This is a genomic window from Arthrospiribacter ruber, from assembly GCF_019343195.1.
GTDB classification, from domain to species: Bacteria; Bacteroidota; Bacteroidia; order Cytophagales; family Cyclobacteriaceae; genus Arthrospiribacter; species Arthrospiribacter ruber.
Window position 1 is genome coordinate 167,990 of the sequence record NZ_RPHB01000004.1, and the last position, 13,533, is coordinate 181,522.

General features: G+C 39.6%; 16 protein-coding genes. 8 read left to right on the forward strand and 8 right to left on the reverse strand.

All coding sequences use genetic code 11. The features are described 5' to 3' along the window. Positions 1-37: 37 nt before the first annotated feature. Positions 38-532: a DNA topoisomerase IV gene (locus EGN73_RS09570; RefSeq protein WP_219288773.1), complete on the reverse strand. Its 495-nt coding sequence runs from the start codon at positions 530-532 to the stop codon at positions 38-40. 137 nt (positions 533-669) lie between these two features. Here EGN73_RS09570 and EGN73_RS09575 point away from each other — a divergent pair, with 137 nt between their 5' ends. Next, a complete protein-coding gene (locus tag EGN73_RS09575) occupies positions 670-1,179 on the forward strand; it encodes a hypothetical protein (RefSeq protein ID WP_343207101.1) in 510 nt (169 codons plus the stop codon). A 52-nt stretch (positions 1,180-1,231) separates the two neighbouring features. On the opposite strand, the gene EGN73_RS09580 is transcribed toward EGN73_RS09575, so the two are convergent. Together EGN73_RS09580 and EGN73_RS09585 are read right to left on the reverse strand one after the other, a co-directional pair. Next, positions 1,232-2,158: an ROK family protein gene (locus EGN73_RS09580; protein ID WP_219288778.1), complete on the reverse strand. Its 927-nt coding sequence runs from the start codon at positions 2,156-2,158 to the stop codon at positions 1,232-1,234. Between the two features lie 47 nt (positions 2,159-2,205). After that, positions 2,206-2,694, reverse strand: coding sequence for a YkgJ family cysteine cluster protein (locus EGN73_RS09585; RefSeq protein WP_219288781.1), 489 nt, complete (start codon positions 2,692-2,694; stop codon positions 2,206-2,208). 107 nt (positions 2,695-2,801) lie between these two features. On the opposite strand from EGN73_RS09585, the gene EGN73_RS09590 reads away from it, so the two are divergent. Continuing rightward, positions 2,802-3,161, forward strand: coding sequence for an arsenate reductase family protein (locus EGN73_RS09590; RefSeq protein WP_219288783.1), 360 nt, complete (start codon positions 2,802-2,804; stop codon positions 3,159-3,161). On the opposite strand, the gene EGN73_RS09595 is transcribed toward EGN73_RS09590, so the two are convergent. Further along, the gene (locus EGN73_RS09595) at positions 3,158-3,985 is read right to left on the reverse strand and encodes a CvfB family protein (protein WP_219288784.1); all 828 of its coding nucleotides are present in this window, start codon (positions 3,983-3,985) and stop codon (positions 3,158-3,160) included. The two genes, EGN73_RS09590 and EGN73_RS09595, sit on opposite strands and share 4 nt — an antisense overlap. Before the next feature lie 146 nt (positions 3,986-4,131). On the opposite strand from EGN73_RS09595, the gene EGN73_RS09600 reads away from it, so the two are divergent. Together EGN73_RS09600 and EGN73_RS09605 are read left to right on the forward strand one after the other, a co-directional pair. After that, positions 4,132-5,019 (forward strand): 3-hydroxyacyl-CoA dehydrogenase family protein, encoded by an 888-nt coding sequence (locus EGN73_RS09600; RefSeq protein ID WP_219288787.1) that lies wholly within the window; start codon positions 4,132-4,134, stop codon positions 5,017-5,019. A 93-nt stretch (positions 5,020-5,112) separates the two neighbouring features. Further along, the gene (locus EGN73_RS09605) at positions 5,113-5,730 is read left to right on the forward strand and encodes a deoxynucleoside kinase (protein WP_219288789.1); all 618 of its coding nucleotides are present in this window, start codon (positions 5,113-5,115) and stop codon (positions 5,728-5,730) included. A gap of 80 nt (positions 5,731-5,810) precedes the next feature. Here the strand turns inward: EGN73_RS09605 and EGN73_RS09610 are convergent, their stop codons facing one another. Genes EGN73_RS09610 through EGN73_RS09620 form a run of 3 tightly spaced genes read right to left on the reverse strand, consistent with a single transcriptional unit; the run spans position 5,811 to position 7,075 of the window. Continuing rightward, entirely contained in the window at positions 5,811-6,455 is a 645-nt protein-coding gene (locus EGN73_RS09610; RefSeq protein ID WP_219288791.1) for a DUF7255 family protein, read from the reverse strand. A gap of 4 nt (positions 6,456-6,459) precedes the next feature. Next, a complete protein-coding gene (locus tag EGN73_RS09615) occupies positions 6,460-6,921 on the reverse strand; it encodes a DUF2452 domain-containing protein (protein WP_219288793.1) in 462 nt (153 codons plus the stop codon). Further along, on the reverse strand, positions 6,914-7,075 hold the full coding sequence (locus tag EGN73_RS09620) for a hypothetical protein (protein WP_219288795.1): 162 nt from the start codon (positions 7,073-7,075) through the stop codon (positions 6,914-6,916). Before EGN73_RS09620 ends, EGN73_RS09615 begins: the two co-directional genes overlap by 8 nt. Positions 7,076-7,314: 239 nt before the next feature. On the opposite strand from EGN73_RS09620, the gene EGN73_RS09625 reads away from it, so the two are divergent. The 3 genes from EGN73_RS09625 (at position 7,315) to ggt (ending at position 11,801) form a co-directional block, all read left to right on the forward strand. After that, positions 7,315-7,647, forward strand: coding sequence for an Hpt domain-containing protein (locus EGN73_RS09625; protein WP_219288797.1), 333 nt, complete (start codon positions 7,315-7,317; stop codon positions 7,645-7,647). 82 nt (positions 7,648-7,729) lie between these two features. Next, entirely contained in the window at positions 7,730-10,087 is a 2,358-nt protein-coding gene (locus EGN73_RS09630) for a S9 family peptidase (protein WP_219288800.1), read from the forward strand. Position 10,088: 1 nt separating this feature from the next. Then, the gene (ggt, locus tag EGN73_RS09635) at positions 10,089-11,801 is read left to right on the forward strand and encodes a gamma-glutamyltransferase (protein ID WP_219288803.1); all 1,713 of its coding nucleotides are present in this window, start codon (positions 10,089-10,091) and stop codon (positions 11,799-11,801) included. Between the two features lie 24 nt (positions 11,802-11,825). Here the strand turns inward: ggt and EGN73_RS09640 are convergent, their stop codons facing one another. Further along, complete coding sequence (locus EGN73_RS09640) at positions 11,826-13,235, reverse strand: alpha/beta hydrolase family protein (RefSeq protein ID WP_219288806.1); 1,410 nt, start codon at positions 13,233-13,235, stop codon at positions 11,826-11,828. 44 nt (positions 13,236-13,279) lie between these two features. Between EGN73_RS09640 and EGN73_RS09645 the strand changes: the two genes are divergently transcribed. After that, positions 13,280-13,495 (forward strand): DUF3820 family protein, encoded by a 216-nt coding sequence (locus tag EGN73_RS09645; RefSeq protein ID WP_219288809.1) that lies wholly within the window; start codon positions 13,280-13,282, stop codon positions 13,493-13,495. Positions 13,496-13,533: the final 38 nt, after the last annotated feature.

The following is a 13,533-nucleotide window of genomic DNA, read 5'->3' on the forward strand; positions in this document are numbered from 1 at the left end:
ATAAATTAGGTCACTGGTAAGTAATTTTCCAATGGGCTTATGCCCCGCGCTGTAATGTTTTGAATTTTTGGAATAAAATCCAAAACAATGCGACAATCCAAGTCACAAAAAAAACAGGAACTAAATAAAAGAAGCCACTATATGAACTGCTGCTGATTTCATTCTGATTATTGATACTGTGCACAAATAGGGCAAGTATACAAAGAGAGACGTTGATGATGCCAATAAAACTGTAAATCCATGTCAGCATATAGTCCCTAAATTCATCTCCGATAGGAAAGAGTCTTTTAAGATTGGCAGTGCTTTGTTTTTCAATCATTTTGGCCGGTACAGCCAAAATAATGTTCAACAAAGCAAAAATGACAATACCCGCATAAAAGAAAGTACTTCTGCTGAAGCCTTTGACAATTAGACCTTCCTCATCGATCTGATAGGCCACTGTCTCAGGTACTGAGGAATAGATGTACATAAATACCACTACAAAGAAGAGGATGGATAAGAAATGGAATGTTTTTCCGAAACGATAATACATATATCAAAGGTAATTTAGCGTGCTAATATAAAGATTTTATACGGAGTGAAAACCTAAACTTCTCCTCTCTTGTTGGGTTTTGAAATTGCTTTGAGCCTTATAGTCAATTCAACCTACTGACACTTAGTAAAAAAATAATGATGAAGAAATTTTATTTTCATGGATTGTACGAAAAAATAATTGAATTGTCTTTTACCCTAGGTATGCCGGCAATACTTTTACAGCAAAATGCATTTCAATCAATCAGAAATCCAATGTCAAAACTCAAAGGTTTTATATATTTTATTTGTGTCCTTATTCCATGTCTATTTTCCTGTTCAGGCAAAGTTGATTTGCAGAGCATAGATTTAGATGCATGGAAAAAGGACAGAAATGGCTGTCTTGGCTTAAGAGAAAACCAGGTAGAAGCATTCAGGGAAGTAAAAAATGAATTTTTAGGTAAAGACAATCAGGCCTTGATAAAAACATTTGGAAGACCGGACAGGGTGGAATTGGCCGACAGAAGTCAGAATTTCTTCATTTACTACATTGACCCCAGCCCTTCTTGTGAAGAGGCCAACATAAAGGAAGAACCATTGAAAGTTATTTTTAGATTGAATGCTGTCAGCAGAGTGAGTGAAGTCACCGTAAGTACTTTAGATCCATAAAAAAAGGCAGGTTTTTAGCCTGCCAATACTCATCTTATTTCCACTTTTAATATTATTCTTCTATAAAACACAGAGCAGCCGCGCCTAATGTGCCTGCATCATTTTTTAATGTAGCCTTGGTCAGTTTAAGGTCTTTTACATAATAAGGGGTCAAATACTGTCGGACTGTTTTGTCCATAGAAGGCATCATAAATTCCAATCCAGCTGAGATACCGCCACCAAAATAGACGTGGGTCACATCCAATACTCTGATTACTGATACAATCGCTTCCCCAAGGATCCTTCCCACCTCTTCAAATACCATCAATGAAACTTCATTTCCTTCCTTGGCTGTGTCTACCAATAGATGTGTGCCCAACTCCTTGTTCTCGAGTTCGCCTGCAAGCCTAGGATATGCCTGAATAAATCTCTCCATGATTTTGAGTATGCCATTTCGACCGATCAAAGTCTCAAGGCCCTCATTCCCTCTGGAAAGCATGTGGCCCATTTCCATTGCATTTCCCCTGGATCCCTTGAAAACTGCTCCATCAAGTACAAATGCGCTGCCTATTCCTGTTCCCATGGTTATGAAAAGGAAATTATTAGGAGGATTGTCTTTCCCAAACCTGTACTCTCCTATCGCAGCCGCTGCGGCGTCATTTTCAAGGAAGAAAGAAACTCCTGGGTACTTATTTTCCAACTCTCCTTTAAGATTAAATCCGTTCAGCGCAGGAATAGCCGGTATTTCTAATGTGGTAGTTCTATCTTTTGAAATAAGCCCTGGAAGGCCTATTCCTACTTTTTTAACATGGGGATACTTGGCCAAAATATCGGCCATTCCATCCAAGAAGCAGGTGTTAAAACCTTTAGGATCATCACGGTATGGAGCAGTGTCGATTTTTTCAAACGAAACAATCTCACCGTCTTTGCTTACCAAACCGATTTTTAAATGTGTTCCTCCTACATCTACCCCTAAAAAATGCTGATCTTCTATGTTCATGGTTATCTTCAATAGGTTTAAGGCCCTAAAATAGTAAAGAGATTTGCTTACTTCCTAAAATCTTTGGCAAAGTCTTGAAATATTTCAAAAACTGCTGGACAGACCAAGGTATTTCTCAAGGTCAAATTAAGTATCCCGTGCATATTTTTTCTATTGGTATGAGGATATTCACGACAGGCTTTGGGTCTTTCTTCATACACCAGACAGGTATTGTCCTGATTGAGAAAGGGACAAGGGGAAGACTGAAGCACATAATCCCCCTCTTCATCAAGTTTGAGGTAGGTATCTATAAACACTGATGTTTTCATGTTAAATACCTTTGATAACCTTTCAATATCCGTTTGTAGGAAAATCGGACTTGTTGTTTTACAGCAATTGGCACAAGTCAGACAGTCAATATTTCGGAATTTCGCATCATGAGCTTCCTCAAAGGCATTATCCAGTGCTTTTGCCTTCATCTTTTTTAATTTGGGCAGTAACTTCTTGTTTTTGGAAAACTCACTACTGCTCTGTAATCTAAAATTTTCTAAATCCATTTTTTACAAATACACGCAGTAATAATCGCATGATACATAATTTACAGGGGTTTATTTTGTTTTGTGTAATTTTTAATCTAAATTATATGTCCCTAAACCAATGAACTATGAAAGCACATCCAAATGAACTGTTCTTTTACTACAATCCATCTCACAGTGTGGATAAGCAAATGCGGGCTTATGCCAAGGCCATTGCCAATCATGTCAATGAAATCAACATCGAGAAAGAACCGATTACTACAACAGGTTGGAGGTCCATTTTGGACAAACTAAACCTCAGACCCAAGGATCTGCTCAACAGGGCCCATCCGGATTACCAAAGCAAAATTGCAGGTAAAACTTGGGACGATGAAAGCTGGCTTACCATTTTGGCCAAATTCCCTCATCTCATCAAAGCACCCATAGCCATTAAGCGGAATAGGGCTGTTCTCTGCACTACTCCCAATACCATATTGGAACTGGATTAGTTGAGGTGAATACCATCATTTCTAATGTCGATTTTTTTTGCTTTGTATAATTGACCTATGGATTGTTTAAAGTGCTTTTTACTCATCCCCAATAACTCTTTGATAGACTCAGGGGATGATTTATCGTGAAGGGGCAAAAATTTCCGGACTTTTAAGACTTCCAGGATTTTTTCAGCCCCTTCTTCATATTTTTCCCGGCCCATAGGAAGCAACTGCAAGTCCAGCTTACCATCCTCTCTCCTCTTTTTGATGAAAGCCATAATCTTATCCCCTACATTCAAAGGCTTGAACACTTCATTTTTATAAACAAGGCCTTCAAAATTATTTTCTATCAGTCCTTTATATCCTAGCTCAGTACTATCAAAAATAAGTACTTCTACCTGCTGACCAGGTTCAAAACCCTGAGTATCCCTGATCAAAAAATCTTCATATTTATTGACTCCAATCAACCTGTTCGTCTTGAAGTCTATACAAACCCTTACAAAGTAGGATTCTCCTTCAATCATCTTACCGGCGATTTCACTGTTGGGAACAAAAAGGTCCTTGGGCAATCCCCAATCCATAAAAGCACCTATTTTAGTAACTTGCTTGGCTTCCATGACGGCAAACTCATCCAAAATGGCTTTGGGTCTAGTGGTGACAGCTACAGGGCGGTCCTCTGAATCGGTATATACAAAAACTTCAATTTCCTTACCTATTTCTTCATTTCCTGAAAGATAAGATTTGGGAAGAAGCACTTCTCCCCCATCATGAAGGGCCAGATAAGCTCCATTTTCAGTAAAGCGGTTGATTAATAAGCTATTGATTTTTCCGAGTTCTTTCATGCAATAAAGGTAGGGATTTTATGTCAAGTGAAATTGGATTTGCTTCTTATTCCCTTTAGATTTGAAGCGGAGAAAATTATTTTTGGTCCGGACAGACAATTTTGTTCCTGCCAAGTTTCTTTTACAAATATAAAACCCAAATAATAATGAAAAATATTTCAGTGATAGGTTCCGGTACCATGGGCAACGGAATCGCACATGTTTTTGCCCAATACGGTTATGAGGTTTCATTGATAGATATTTCTGCTCATGCTTTGGAAAAAGCAATTGCCACCATCACCAAAAATATGGACCGGCAAGTCTCTAAAGGCATTCTTGTAGAAACTGAAAAATCAGACGCACTGAACAGGATCCAATCTTTCACCTCTATGGAAGAAGGTGTCAAAAATGCGGATTTGGTCGTAGAAGCAGCCACCGAAAACCTCAGCATCAAGCTGGATCTTTTCAAAAAACTGGACGAGCTTACTCCTGAGTCTTGTATTCTGGCCAGCAATACATCTTCCATCAGCATTACGAAAATTGGAGCAGTCACAAAAAGACCCGAAAAAGTAATTGGAATGCACTTTATGAATCCTGTTCCAGTGATGAAATTAGTCGAGGTCATTAGAGGTTATGCTACTTCAGATGAAGTCACAGACAGCATTATGGAGCTTTCCAAAGGATTAGAAAAAGTACCAGTAGAAGTCAATGACTATCCGGGTTTTGTGGCCAACAGGATTCTGATGCCAATGATCAATGAGGCCATTTATACCCTTTATGAAGGAGTAGCAGGTATAGAAGAGATCGATACCGTGATGAAATTGGGAATGGCACACCCTATGGGACCACTTCAATTGGCTGATTTTATAGGCCTGGACGTTTGCCTTTCTATTCTGAGAGTACTTCATGATGGATTTGGAAATCCTAAATACGCCCCATGTCCTTTACTGGTGAATATGGTAGAAGCCGGATTTAAAGGAGCAAAAACCGGAGAGGGATTTTACAAATACACCTCTGGCAGTAAAGATTTGGTTGTTTCTCCAAGGTTCAGGTAACCATAAAAACTCCTAGAAGACACCAAAGCCTGACAAAAAATGAAACTTGTCAGGCTTTCTTTTCATTATATAAAGCAGCAAAGAAAATAAAATATGCACATCGCAGTTTCTGGAAACATAGGCAGTGGAAAGACCACGCTAACTACAAAATTGGCCAAACATTACGGTTGGAATGCAGAATTGGAAGCTGTAGACAACAACCCTTATCTTGCTGATTTTTATGAAGATATGAAAAGGTGGTCTTTCCACCTGCAGGTCTATTTTCTCAATAGCAGATTCAACCAGATCAAAAGGATCCGTGAAAGTGGATTGTCTGTCATCCAAGACAGAACCATATATGAGGATGCCTATATTTTTGCTGCCAACCTTCACAAATCAAATTTGATTTCAGACAGGGATTATGCCAATTATCTGGCGCTTTTTGATTCAATGATCAATTTTGTAAAGGCTCCCGATCTGCTCATTTATTTGAAAGCGGATATTCCCAAGCTGGTTGGTCAGATAGAGAAGCGGGGAAGAGATTATGAAAATGCCATCAGGATAGATTACTTAAAAAACCTCAATAGCCATTACGAAGAGTGGATTGGTGCTTACAATAAGGGGAAACTTTTGATTGTGGATGTCAATGACCTGGATTTTGTTGCCAATCCTGAAGATTTCTCGGGTATTGTGGAAAAAGTAGACCGTGAAATGTACGGTCTGTTTGCCTGATAGATGCACTTGTGCAGCTTGATATAATAATGAACCGTTATTCCTTTCCGTAATGACGGTTCATTTTAATTTAATTCCGGTCAATTTATTTTTCTTAGGAGCCAATTGACTATACCTTTTTGGTACTCTTCTTTTGGATTTCTGAGCAAGTCATCCAGCTTTTTGAGTCCTCCACCTATCATCAATGTTTCGTACTGTGGAATTCTGATCAGTTTGTAGCCATGCAAACGGCTAATAAGGTCATACTGGGCATCATTATAAGCATTGAGTTTCCATCCTGCGGAACCATTCCCGCTTAGGTCACCATTCTCTTCACTTTTCCCGAAAACAATTCCGGCCAAAGGTGGGCCATTCCATATCCTTTCCTGGACCCCTGCCTTTAGACAGTCTTTTTCGTAAGTCCTGCAAAGCCTTTTGTAAGCATCTAACCAAGGGTAAGAAAAAGCATCATAAATACCTGTTTTTAAGGTATTAAGTCTATATCTATTAAAATGGATTTCATCGTCATAAATAAAGACAAAACGGTTGATTTTGAAATCAAATTTAAGCGCTTCTAGTACTGGTAATTTTCCCGTTCCATTGAGGGATTCAAAAACCTCTTTGAGCAACAATTCGCCCTTTCCCTCCAAGTAGCTAGGGTTTACACCCAACCTGAATTCGGATTCAATATCATCCACTTCAGCTGAGATTACCTGAAGCAAATGTTGTACTTTAAGATGGTGCATGCTTTTATTCTCCTTGCCTGATGATTTCCCAAGTGTGGTCTGCCAGTAATTTTACTTCAGCAACAAACTTACGAAACCTTTTCTTTCTTCCCCATTCTTCAGGAGCTACCATACTCAGGAAATCAGAATCGTCCTCCTTTTGGTACAAAAAATAATGGTGATTGATCAATGGTTCAAAATTCATTGGGGTCTCATAAATTCTTTCAGAAATCTCCACCCGGGACTTGATGGCTTTGGCCTGTTCAGCCAACAACTGCATTTGCTGGTAAATTTGGGACATTTGCATGTCTGTCTGAGAATGCATGGCAGCTACTGCCCTGCCAGTGATTTTACCTTTGTCTTCAGGCTTTATCAAAGCACTGCCGGATTGATGCGCGTAAGGTAGAAGACCAGGATTATCCGTGGTCATCTCCTTCATCTTTTCCAAATCGATATTATTGACGTCTATTTTTTTCTTCTTACTCATTGGTGTTGAGGCTGTCCGATGGAGCTATCCTTTCTTTTAAGTTACCTTTAGAACCTGGAAACGTAGTCCTACTGGAAATATCATATCCTATATATAACATGACCAGAAAAAAAATCACTGCAATAATCAGGAATACAAGCTTATTTTTATTCATATTATGGTAAGTTTAACAACGTGAAAGGTCAAACAGTTTTGAAAAGCGAAATTAAGGTGAAGGTATCTTTAATAAAAATCATGAGAAATTAATTTTGTCAGATAGGTATTCTGCGCCATATTAAGAATTATTTATTGCTGTAATATTAAATTTGGAAAATTTCTGCTACCTTTCGAGATAATAGATAAAATGCAATTAATTGCACAGGAGATACATTATTCTTTATAAAAAAGATTTTTATGTACCAATTGATAAGCCCACAAACTATCATCCAATATTTTGGGGATGACGACGAGGAAATGTTAAGGGAGATGATTCAGATAATCATTGACACAAACCTTAATGACCTTAAAAAACTACAACCCCTATATGATAAGGGTGAATTTCTTTTAATCAAAAAAAAATGCCACAAAGCTAAACCTAGCATGAGCTATGTTGGAGCTATGAAAACAAGAAAATTACTTGAAGAGATTGAATCTGACCTTGAGAATTCCCATGATACTTACAAAGAATTATTGAGACAGATCGACATCATTGAAAATGAACTTAAAGTTTTTTTAAAAGGAATTTAATCTCACCCAGTTATTTTTCCATACATACATTTTTTCTTATTTATTAATACCGATTAGATCATATTTGGTAAAATTCAATCTTATGAAAAAGTACAGTTTACTGATAGCATTGGCTTTCTGTATGGTAGGCGGGCTATTTGCCCAAAGTCTTTCTGTGGAAAAAATCATGCAGGATCCAAAGTGGATGGGACATTTCCCTTCCAATGTGTCTTGGGACCAAAAAGGAGAAATTATTTATTTCAACTACAACCCTGACAACCACCCTGAGGATTCTTTATACAAAATCCATTTAAATTCACCTGAAAAAATTCAGTTGGTCAGTTTGGAAGAAAAAAGGAGGCTTATCCCTTCTAATGCCGATATCAATTCGGCCCGAACCAAGAAGGTCTTCACTCAGCAGGGCAACCTTATCATTTATGACATTCAAAAAGGTGAAAGAAATGTATTGATATCCATGGGTGAGGACATATCCAATGCTAAGTTTCTCAACGATGAATCAAAGATTTCCTTCAACATGAATAACAATATTTATGTCTTTGATACAGAGAAAGGCAATCTGGAAAAGATCACATCCATCAAATCCGGTGATAAACCAAAGGAGTCAGAGCCAAAACTATCCCAAAAAGATGAATGGCTCAAGAAAGATAACCTTGATCTACTTGGAGTGGTAAGGGAAAGAGAAGAGAAAAAAGAAAAAACTAAGGCTTACACCGAGGCTACTAAAGAAGCTGAGCCATTCATTTATTATACTGGCAAAAAACAGTTGACCAACTTACAGCTGTCTCCAGACGGAAAATTCGCCACCTTTTCGCTCATTACCAGAGTGGACAATAATAGAACTATCGTTCCTGATTACACCCATGTATCCGGGTACACCACAGATATCAATACCCGAAGCAAAGTAGGTGACGAGCAGATGAAAGTGGAAATGGCCATTTACAACCTTGAAAAAGACACCGTATACTTGGTAAATTCATCCAACCTGCCAGGTATCAAAGATTTGCCTGATTATGTCAAAGACTATCCAGAAAAGACCTGGGAAGAAAAAGAACGTGATTTGGTACTGTCAGGGCCTAATTTCTCAAAAGACGGAAAATATGCGGTAATCAATGCCTACTCCAATGACAATAAAGACAGATGGATTGCACTTCTTAATCTTGAAAACGGGGAATTGAAAAACCTTGACCGACAAAGGGATGAAGCTTGGATTGGAGGTCCCGGTATTGGAAGGTCTTGGGGCGGTGCTACTTTTGGCTGGCTTCCCGACAATAAGAGCATTTATTTCCAATCTGAAGCCACGGGCTATTCACATTTGTACACTTTGGATGTAAGTTCAGGAAAAAAGACCCAGCTTACTAAAGGAGATTTTGAGGTTTTTGATCCTAAGATTTCAAGGGATGGAAAATATTGGTACCTGACTACTTCTGAAATTCACCCTGGCGAAAGACACCTTTACATGATGCCATTAGCAGGTGGACGGATGGAAAAACTGACCAATATGACGGGAAATAATGATAGTAGCTTATCTCCTGATGAAAAAAACATAGCCATTCTTTACTCCTACAGCAACAAACCATGGGAACTGTACATCCAGGCCAATGAGCCAGGCGCTGTACCTGTACAGCTAACTGACGGACAAAGTGAGGCCTTCAAGGCTTACAATTGGAGAGATCCTGAATTGATTTCATTCGACGCCCAAGATGGAGCCAAAGTGCCGGCCAGATTATATAAGCCAGATCCTGACAAGAACAATGGTGCAGCTGTGATATTTGTTCATGGTGCAGGATACCTTCAAAATGTCCATAAATGGTGGTCAAGCTACTTCAGAGAATACATGTTCCACAATCTATTAACGGATTTGGGCTACACAGTATTGGACATCGATTACAGGGCATCAGCAGGATACGGAAGGGATTGGAGAACGGCAATTTACAGACACATGGGAGGAAAAGACCTTTCTGATCAAGTGGATGGTGCCAAGTTCCTCATTGAAAAACATAGTGTAACTCCCGGCAAAATCGGTATTTATGGAGGCAGTTATGGCGGGTTTATTACTCTTATGGCCATGTTCAATGAGTCTGATACATTTACTTCCGGTGCTGCACTGAGATCTGTAACCGATTGGGCACATTACAACCATGGATACACTTCCAATATCCTCAATGAGCCTTTCAATGATCCCATTGCCTACAGAAGGTCCTCTCCTATTTATTTTGCGGATGGATTAAAAGGAAATCTCCTCATAGCACATGGTATGCTGGATGTCAATGTGCATTTTCAGGATGTGGTAAGGCTAGCGCAGATTCTGATAGAATTGGGCAAAGACAATTGGGAGATGGCCGTTTACCCGGTGGAAGACCATGGTTTTGTCGAGCCAAGCAGTTGGACAGACGAATACAAAAGAATTTTGAAATTATTCAACGACACCTTGGTGGATTGATATGAAAACAAAAGGGTTGAAAAGAAGAAGTTTAGGCTTCTTCTTTTTATTTATCTTGATTTTTGCCTGTAGCACTGAGCAGAACAACCATGATTCTGAGAAAGGACTCATAGCAGATAAGGCCATGGTAGTCTCGGCAAAGGAAGAGGCTTCGAGAATTGGTCTCATGATGATGGAAAAAGGAGGAAATGCTTTTGATGCCATGGTAGCCACAGAGCTTTCCTTGGCAGTAGCCTTTCCCTTTGCCGGTAATCTCGGAGGTGGGGGATTTATGGTATTCAGATTATCAGATGGTACTTCCGGAAGCTTGGATTATAGGGAAAAGGCTCCTATAGCTGCTACTCCTGACATGTATTTGGATGAAAAAGGAGATGTCATCCCCGGTATGAGTACTACAGGTGCCATGGCAGTTGGCGTACCTGGTACTGTGGCAGGGATTTTCGCTGTTCATGAAAAATTTGGAACTCTTCCGATAAGCGACATTCTTACTCCGGTGATTGAGCTGGCCGAAAAAGGAGTGGTGGTCACTTCCAATCAAGCCAAAAGTTTTGAGAGCAACAGAAAGGCTTTTATTGAAGTCAATGGGAAAAACACATTTTTTGCCAAAGAATACAAGGAAGGTGATACAGTCAAATACCTTGCTTTGGCCAATACACTGCGAAGAATTTCAGAAAATGGCAGAGATGAATTCTATAAGGGTGAAACTGCCAAAATTATTGCTTCTTTCATCCAATCCGAAGGTGGTATCATTACAGAGGAGGATTTGGCTTCTTATGAAGCAGTGTGGAGGGATCCGCTGAGTTTCTCTTACAAAGACCATAAAATCATTTCAATGGCCCCTCCCAGTAGCGGTGGAGTTACTTTGGCCCAGATATTTGGTATGATAGAGGATTTTGACCTTCGTTCAAAAAAACATAACAGTGTTGAATACATTCAGGTATTGACAGAAGCTGAAAGACGGGCCTATGCGGATAGAAATTACTTTCTCGGAGACCCTGACTTTGTGGATGTACCTGTAGATCAATTGATCGAACAGGATTACCTCAAGAGTCGAATTTCAGATTTTGACCCTGACAAAGCCACACCTTCCACGGATATCAGAGAAGGGAACATCCATATATTGGAAAGTGACCAAACCACGCATTATTCCATTGTAGATCAGTTTGGCAATGCAGTGTCTGTTACGACAACCCTAAACGGGGCCTATGGCTCTAAGCTTTATTCTGAAGAATTGGGATTCTTTTTCAACAATGAGATGGATGACTTCAGTGCCAAGGCTGGAGTTCCCAATATGTTTGGATTGATCGGTGCTGAAGCCAATGCCATTGCTCCCGGAAAAAGGATGTTGAGCTCCATGACGCCAACTATTGTGGAGAAAGACGGAAAGCTAAAAATGGTAGTGGGAACCCCAGGCGGTTCTACCATCATTACATCTGTCCTACAGACCATTCTTAATGTTTTGGAATTTGAAATGGGTATGCAGAAAGCCGTCAATGCCCCAAGATTTCATCATCAATGGTTGCCCGATCTGGTCAATTTTGAACCGGATGGTTTCTCAAAGGAAACTCTCGAAGCGCTCAAACAAAAAGGTTATAACATTAATGAGGGTTACAGCCCAATTTTGGGCAAAGTAGATGCCATCCTGGTTTTGCCTGATGGAAGGCTGGAAGGTGGTGCCGATAAAAGAGGAGACGATAAGGCCTTAGGTTTTTAAAACTTCCTTAGCTCATTTAACTTTCTATTTGCTTATCTCAAGGATAAAGTCCAGTATATCACGGAGTACTTGCTCATTAAACGTTTCTTCAATTTCTATGTATTCAGATATTGATCCTGTTTCTGCTTTTTGGAAAAGGTGGTTAAGGTCATCATAGACCTTTAGACGAAGTAGTTCTTCCTTACCTTCAAAAAGAGAGATCAGTTTATTTGCATTCTGTGCAGCATTGACCTGGATATCCTTACCCCCAAAAGCAGCCATAGTCGGAATCTGAATCTTATTTATATCACTTTCGGGCTCGTATTGAATAAAATAAACCAGCCATGGGTTGAGACTGCTTGTGAGTGTAGACGTCAGTGATGCCGCTTGCTGGGCTTTGATCTCTTCAGGTAGCTCGTGGGTATCCAAAACCTCCTTTACCAACTCAGGGACCATCTCTTTGATTTTTTCTACTTCCCCATATTTCTTTATCAGTTCATAGAATTTGGTATTCAATGCTACCTGACTTGCTACAAGTTCCTCGGAATTCCCGGTACTTCTTGAAATATCTTCCGTTTGCTTCGCCATCAATTGAGGAATGGACACTACTGGTCCTGCCAAAGAAATAACAAAATCCACAGAGGAATTTTCTTTTTCAGCAGCAACCATCCATGCGATCATCCCTCCTTCACTGTGCCCTAGCATGCCAATTTCGCTTATATCAACTTCCTGTAGGTCTTGGAGATACTTCATACCCGATTGGGCGTCAAGTTTAAAATCCCGGGAAGTAGCACTACCAAAATCGCCCTCAGAACCTCCTACTCCCCTCTCGTCAAAACGCAAAACCACAATTCCGTTACGGCTCAAGTAATCCGCGATGACCCAGAAAGGCTCATGCTCAAAAATGGTGGAATTTCTGTCCTGAGGTCCTGAACCTGTGACCAAAATGACCCCAGGAAAAGGACCGTTTCCTTCAGGAATAGTCAAAGTTCCTTTAAGTTTTACATTATCTGTCTCACTTGCGAATTCAATTTCCCTTTCAGCGTATGGAAAAGGAGCCTCAGGGGTCTGCGAGCGTATTCTTGATTCTGAAGCTTTTTCCATCTCTTGCATTTTATTTAGGTTCAAAGGGAAACTCATACCTGATTGTTTAAAAGTACCATTGACCATGTCCCCCATCAATATTCCTTCGTACAAAATTCCTCCCGCCAGATGTTCAAAAGTCAGCATATTCCCTACAACCAATACTTTGGTTAAGGCTATATTTCTAGCTCCTTGACTAGGACTGTCCATAAATCCTTTCCATTGCTCATCTGATTGCTCAAAACGGAAAATCAAAGGAAGTTTATTGCCCATGACATCCAAAGTTCCCTCCCAACTGCCTTCCAGTTCTTGGGATTTCAAGGGTTGGACACAAAAAAGGAATGTAATAGATAAGAAGAAAAGGTATTTCATGATGAAAGATTTAAAATCAGCCCAATTTATACTTTATTTGGCAAATGGATAAAGAAATATTAATGGATTTGGTGACCAAAACCATGCCTTTTGGTAAGTATAAGGGGAGATTGCTCTGTGATATTCCAGAGCATTATTTGGTATGGATGCACCGTCAGGGATTCCCTGAAGGGAAATTGGGAATGTGGCTGAATACTTTATATGAGATCCGCTTGAATGGACTTGAAGGTATTTTGCAGGACCTGAAAAGATTGAAATAAAAAAATTTATATTTTGCAATCACGTTTCAAAAAGAATG

Excerpts from the sequence above, each read along its gene's own strand:
- EGN73_RS09570 (WP_219288773.1), bottom strand. The coding sequence starts at position 532 with ATGTATTATCGTTTCGGAAAAACATTCCATTTCTTATCCATCCTCTTC.
- EGN73_RS09575 (WP_343207101.1), top strand. The coding sequence starts at position 670 with ATGATGAAGAAATTTTATTTTCATGGATTGTACGAAAAAATAATTGAA.
- EGN73_RS09580 (WP_219288778.1), bottom strand. The coding sequence starts at position 2,158 with ATGAACATAGAAGATCAGCATTTTTTAGGGGTAGATGTAGGAGGAACA.
- EGN73_RS09585 (WP_219288781.1), bottom strand. The coding sequence starts at position 2,694 with ATGGATTTAGAAAATTTTAGATTACAGAGCAGTAGTGAGTTTTCCAAA.
- EGN73_RS09590 (WP_219288783.1), top strand. The coding sequence starts at position 2,802 with ATGAAAGCACATCCAAATGAACTGTTCTTTTACTACAATCCATCTCAC.
- EGN73_RS09595 (WP_219288784.1), bottom strand. The coding sequence starts at position 3,985 with ATGAAAGAACTCGGAAAAATCAATAGCTTATTAATCAACCGCTTTACT.
- EGN73_RS09600 (WP_219288787.1), top strand. The coding sequence starts at position 4,132 with ATGAAAAATATTTCAGTGATAGGTTCCGGTACCATGGGCAACGGAATC.
- EGN73_RS09605 (WP_219288789.1), top strand. The coding sequence starts at position 5,113 with ATGCACATCGCAGTTTCTGGAAACATAGGCAGTGGAAAGACCACGCTA.
- EGN73_RS09610 (WP_219288791.1), bottom strand. The coding sequence starts at position 6,455 with ATGCACCATCTTAAAGTACAACATTTGCTTCAGGTAATCTCAGCTGAA.
- EGN73_RS09615 (WP_219288793.1), bottom strand. The coding sequence starts at position 6,921 with ATGAGTAAGAAGAAAAAAATAGACGTCAATAATATCGATTTGGAAAAG.
- EGN73_RS09620 (WP_219288795.1), bottom strand. The coding sequence starts at position 7,075 with ATGAATAAAAATAAGCTTGTATTCCTGATTATTGCAGTGATTTTTTTT.
- EGN73_RS09625 (WP_219288797.1), top strand. The coding sequence starts at position 7,315 with ATGTACCAATTGATAAGCCCACAAACTATCATCCAATATTTTGGGGAT.
- EGN73_RS09630 (WP_219288800.1), top strand. The coding sequence starts at position 7,730 with ATGAAAAAGTACAGTTTACTGATAGCATTGGCTTTCTGTATGGTAGGC.
- ggt (WP_219288803.1), top strand. The coding sequence starts at position 10,089 with ATGAAAACAAAAGGGTTGAAAAGAAGAAGTTTAGGCTTCTTCTTTTTA.
- EGN73_RS09640 (WP_219288806.1), bottom strand. The coding sequence starts at position 13,235 with ATGAAATACCTTTTCTTCTTATCTATTACATTCCTTTTTTGTGTCCAA.
- EGN73_RS09645 (WP_219288809.1), top strand. The coding sequence starts at position 13,280 with ATGGATAAAGAAATATTAATGGATTTGGTGACCAAAACCATGCCTTTT.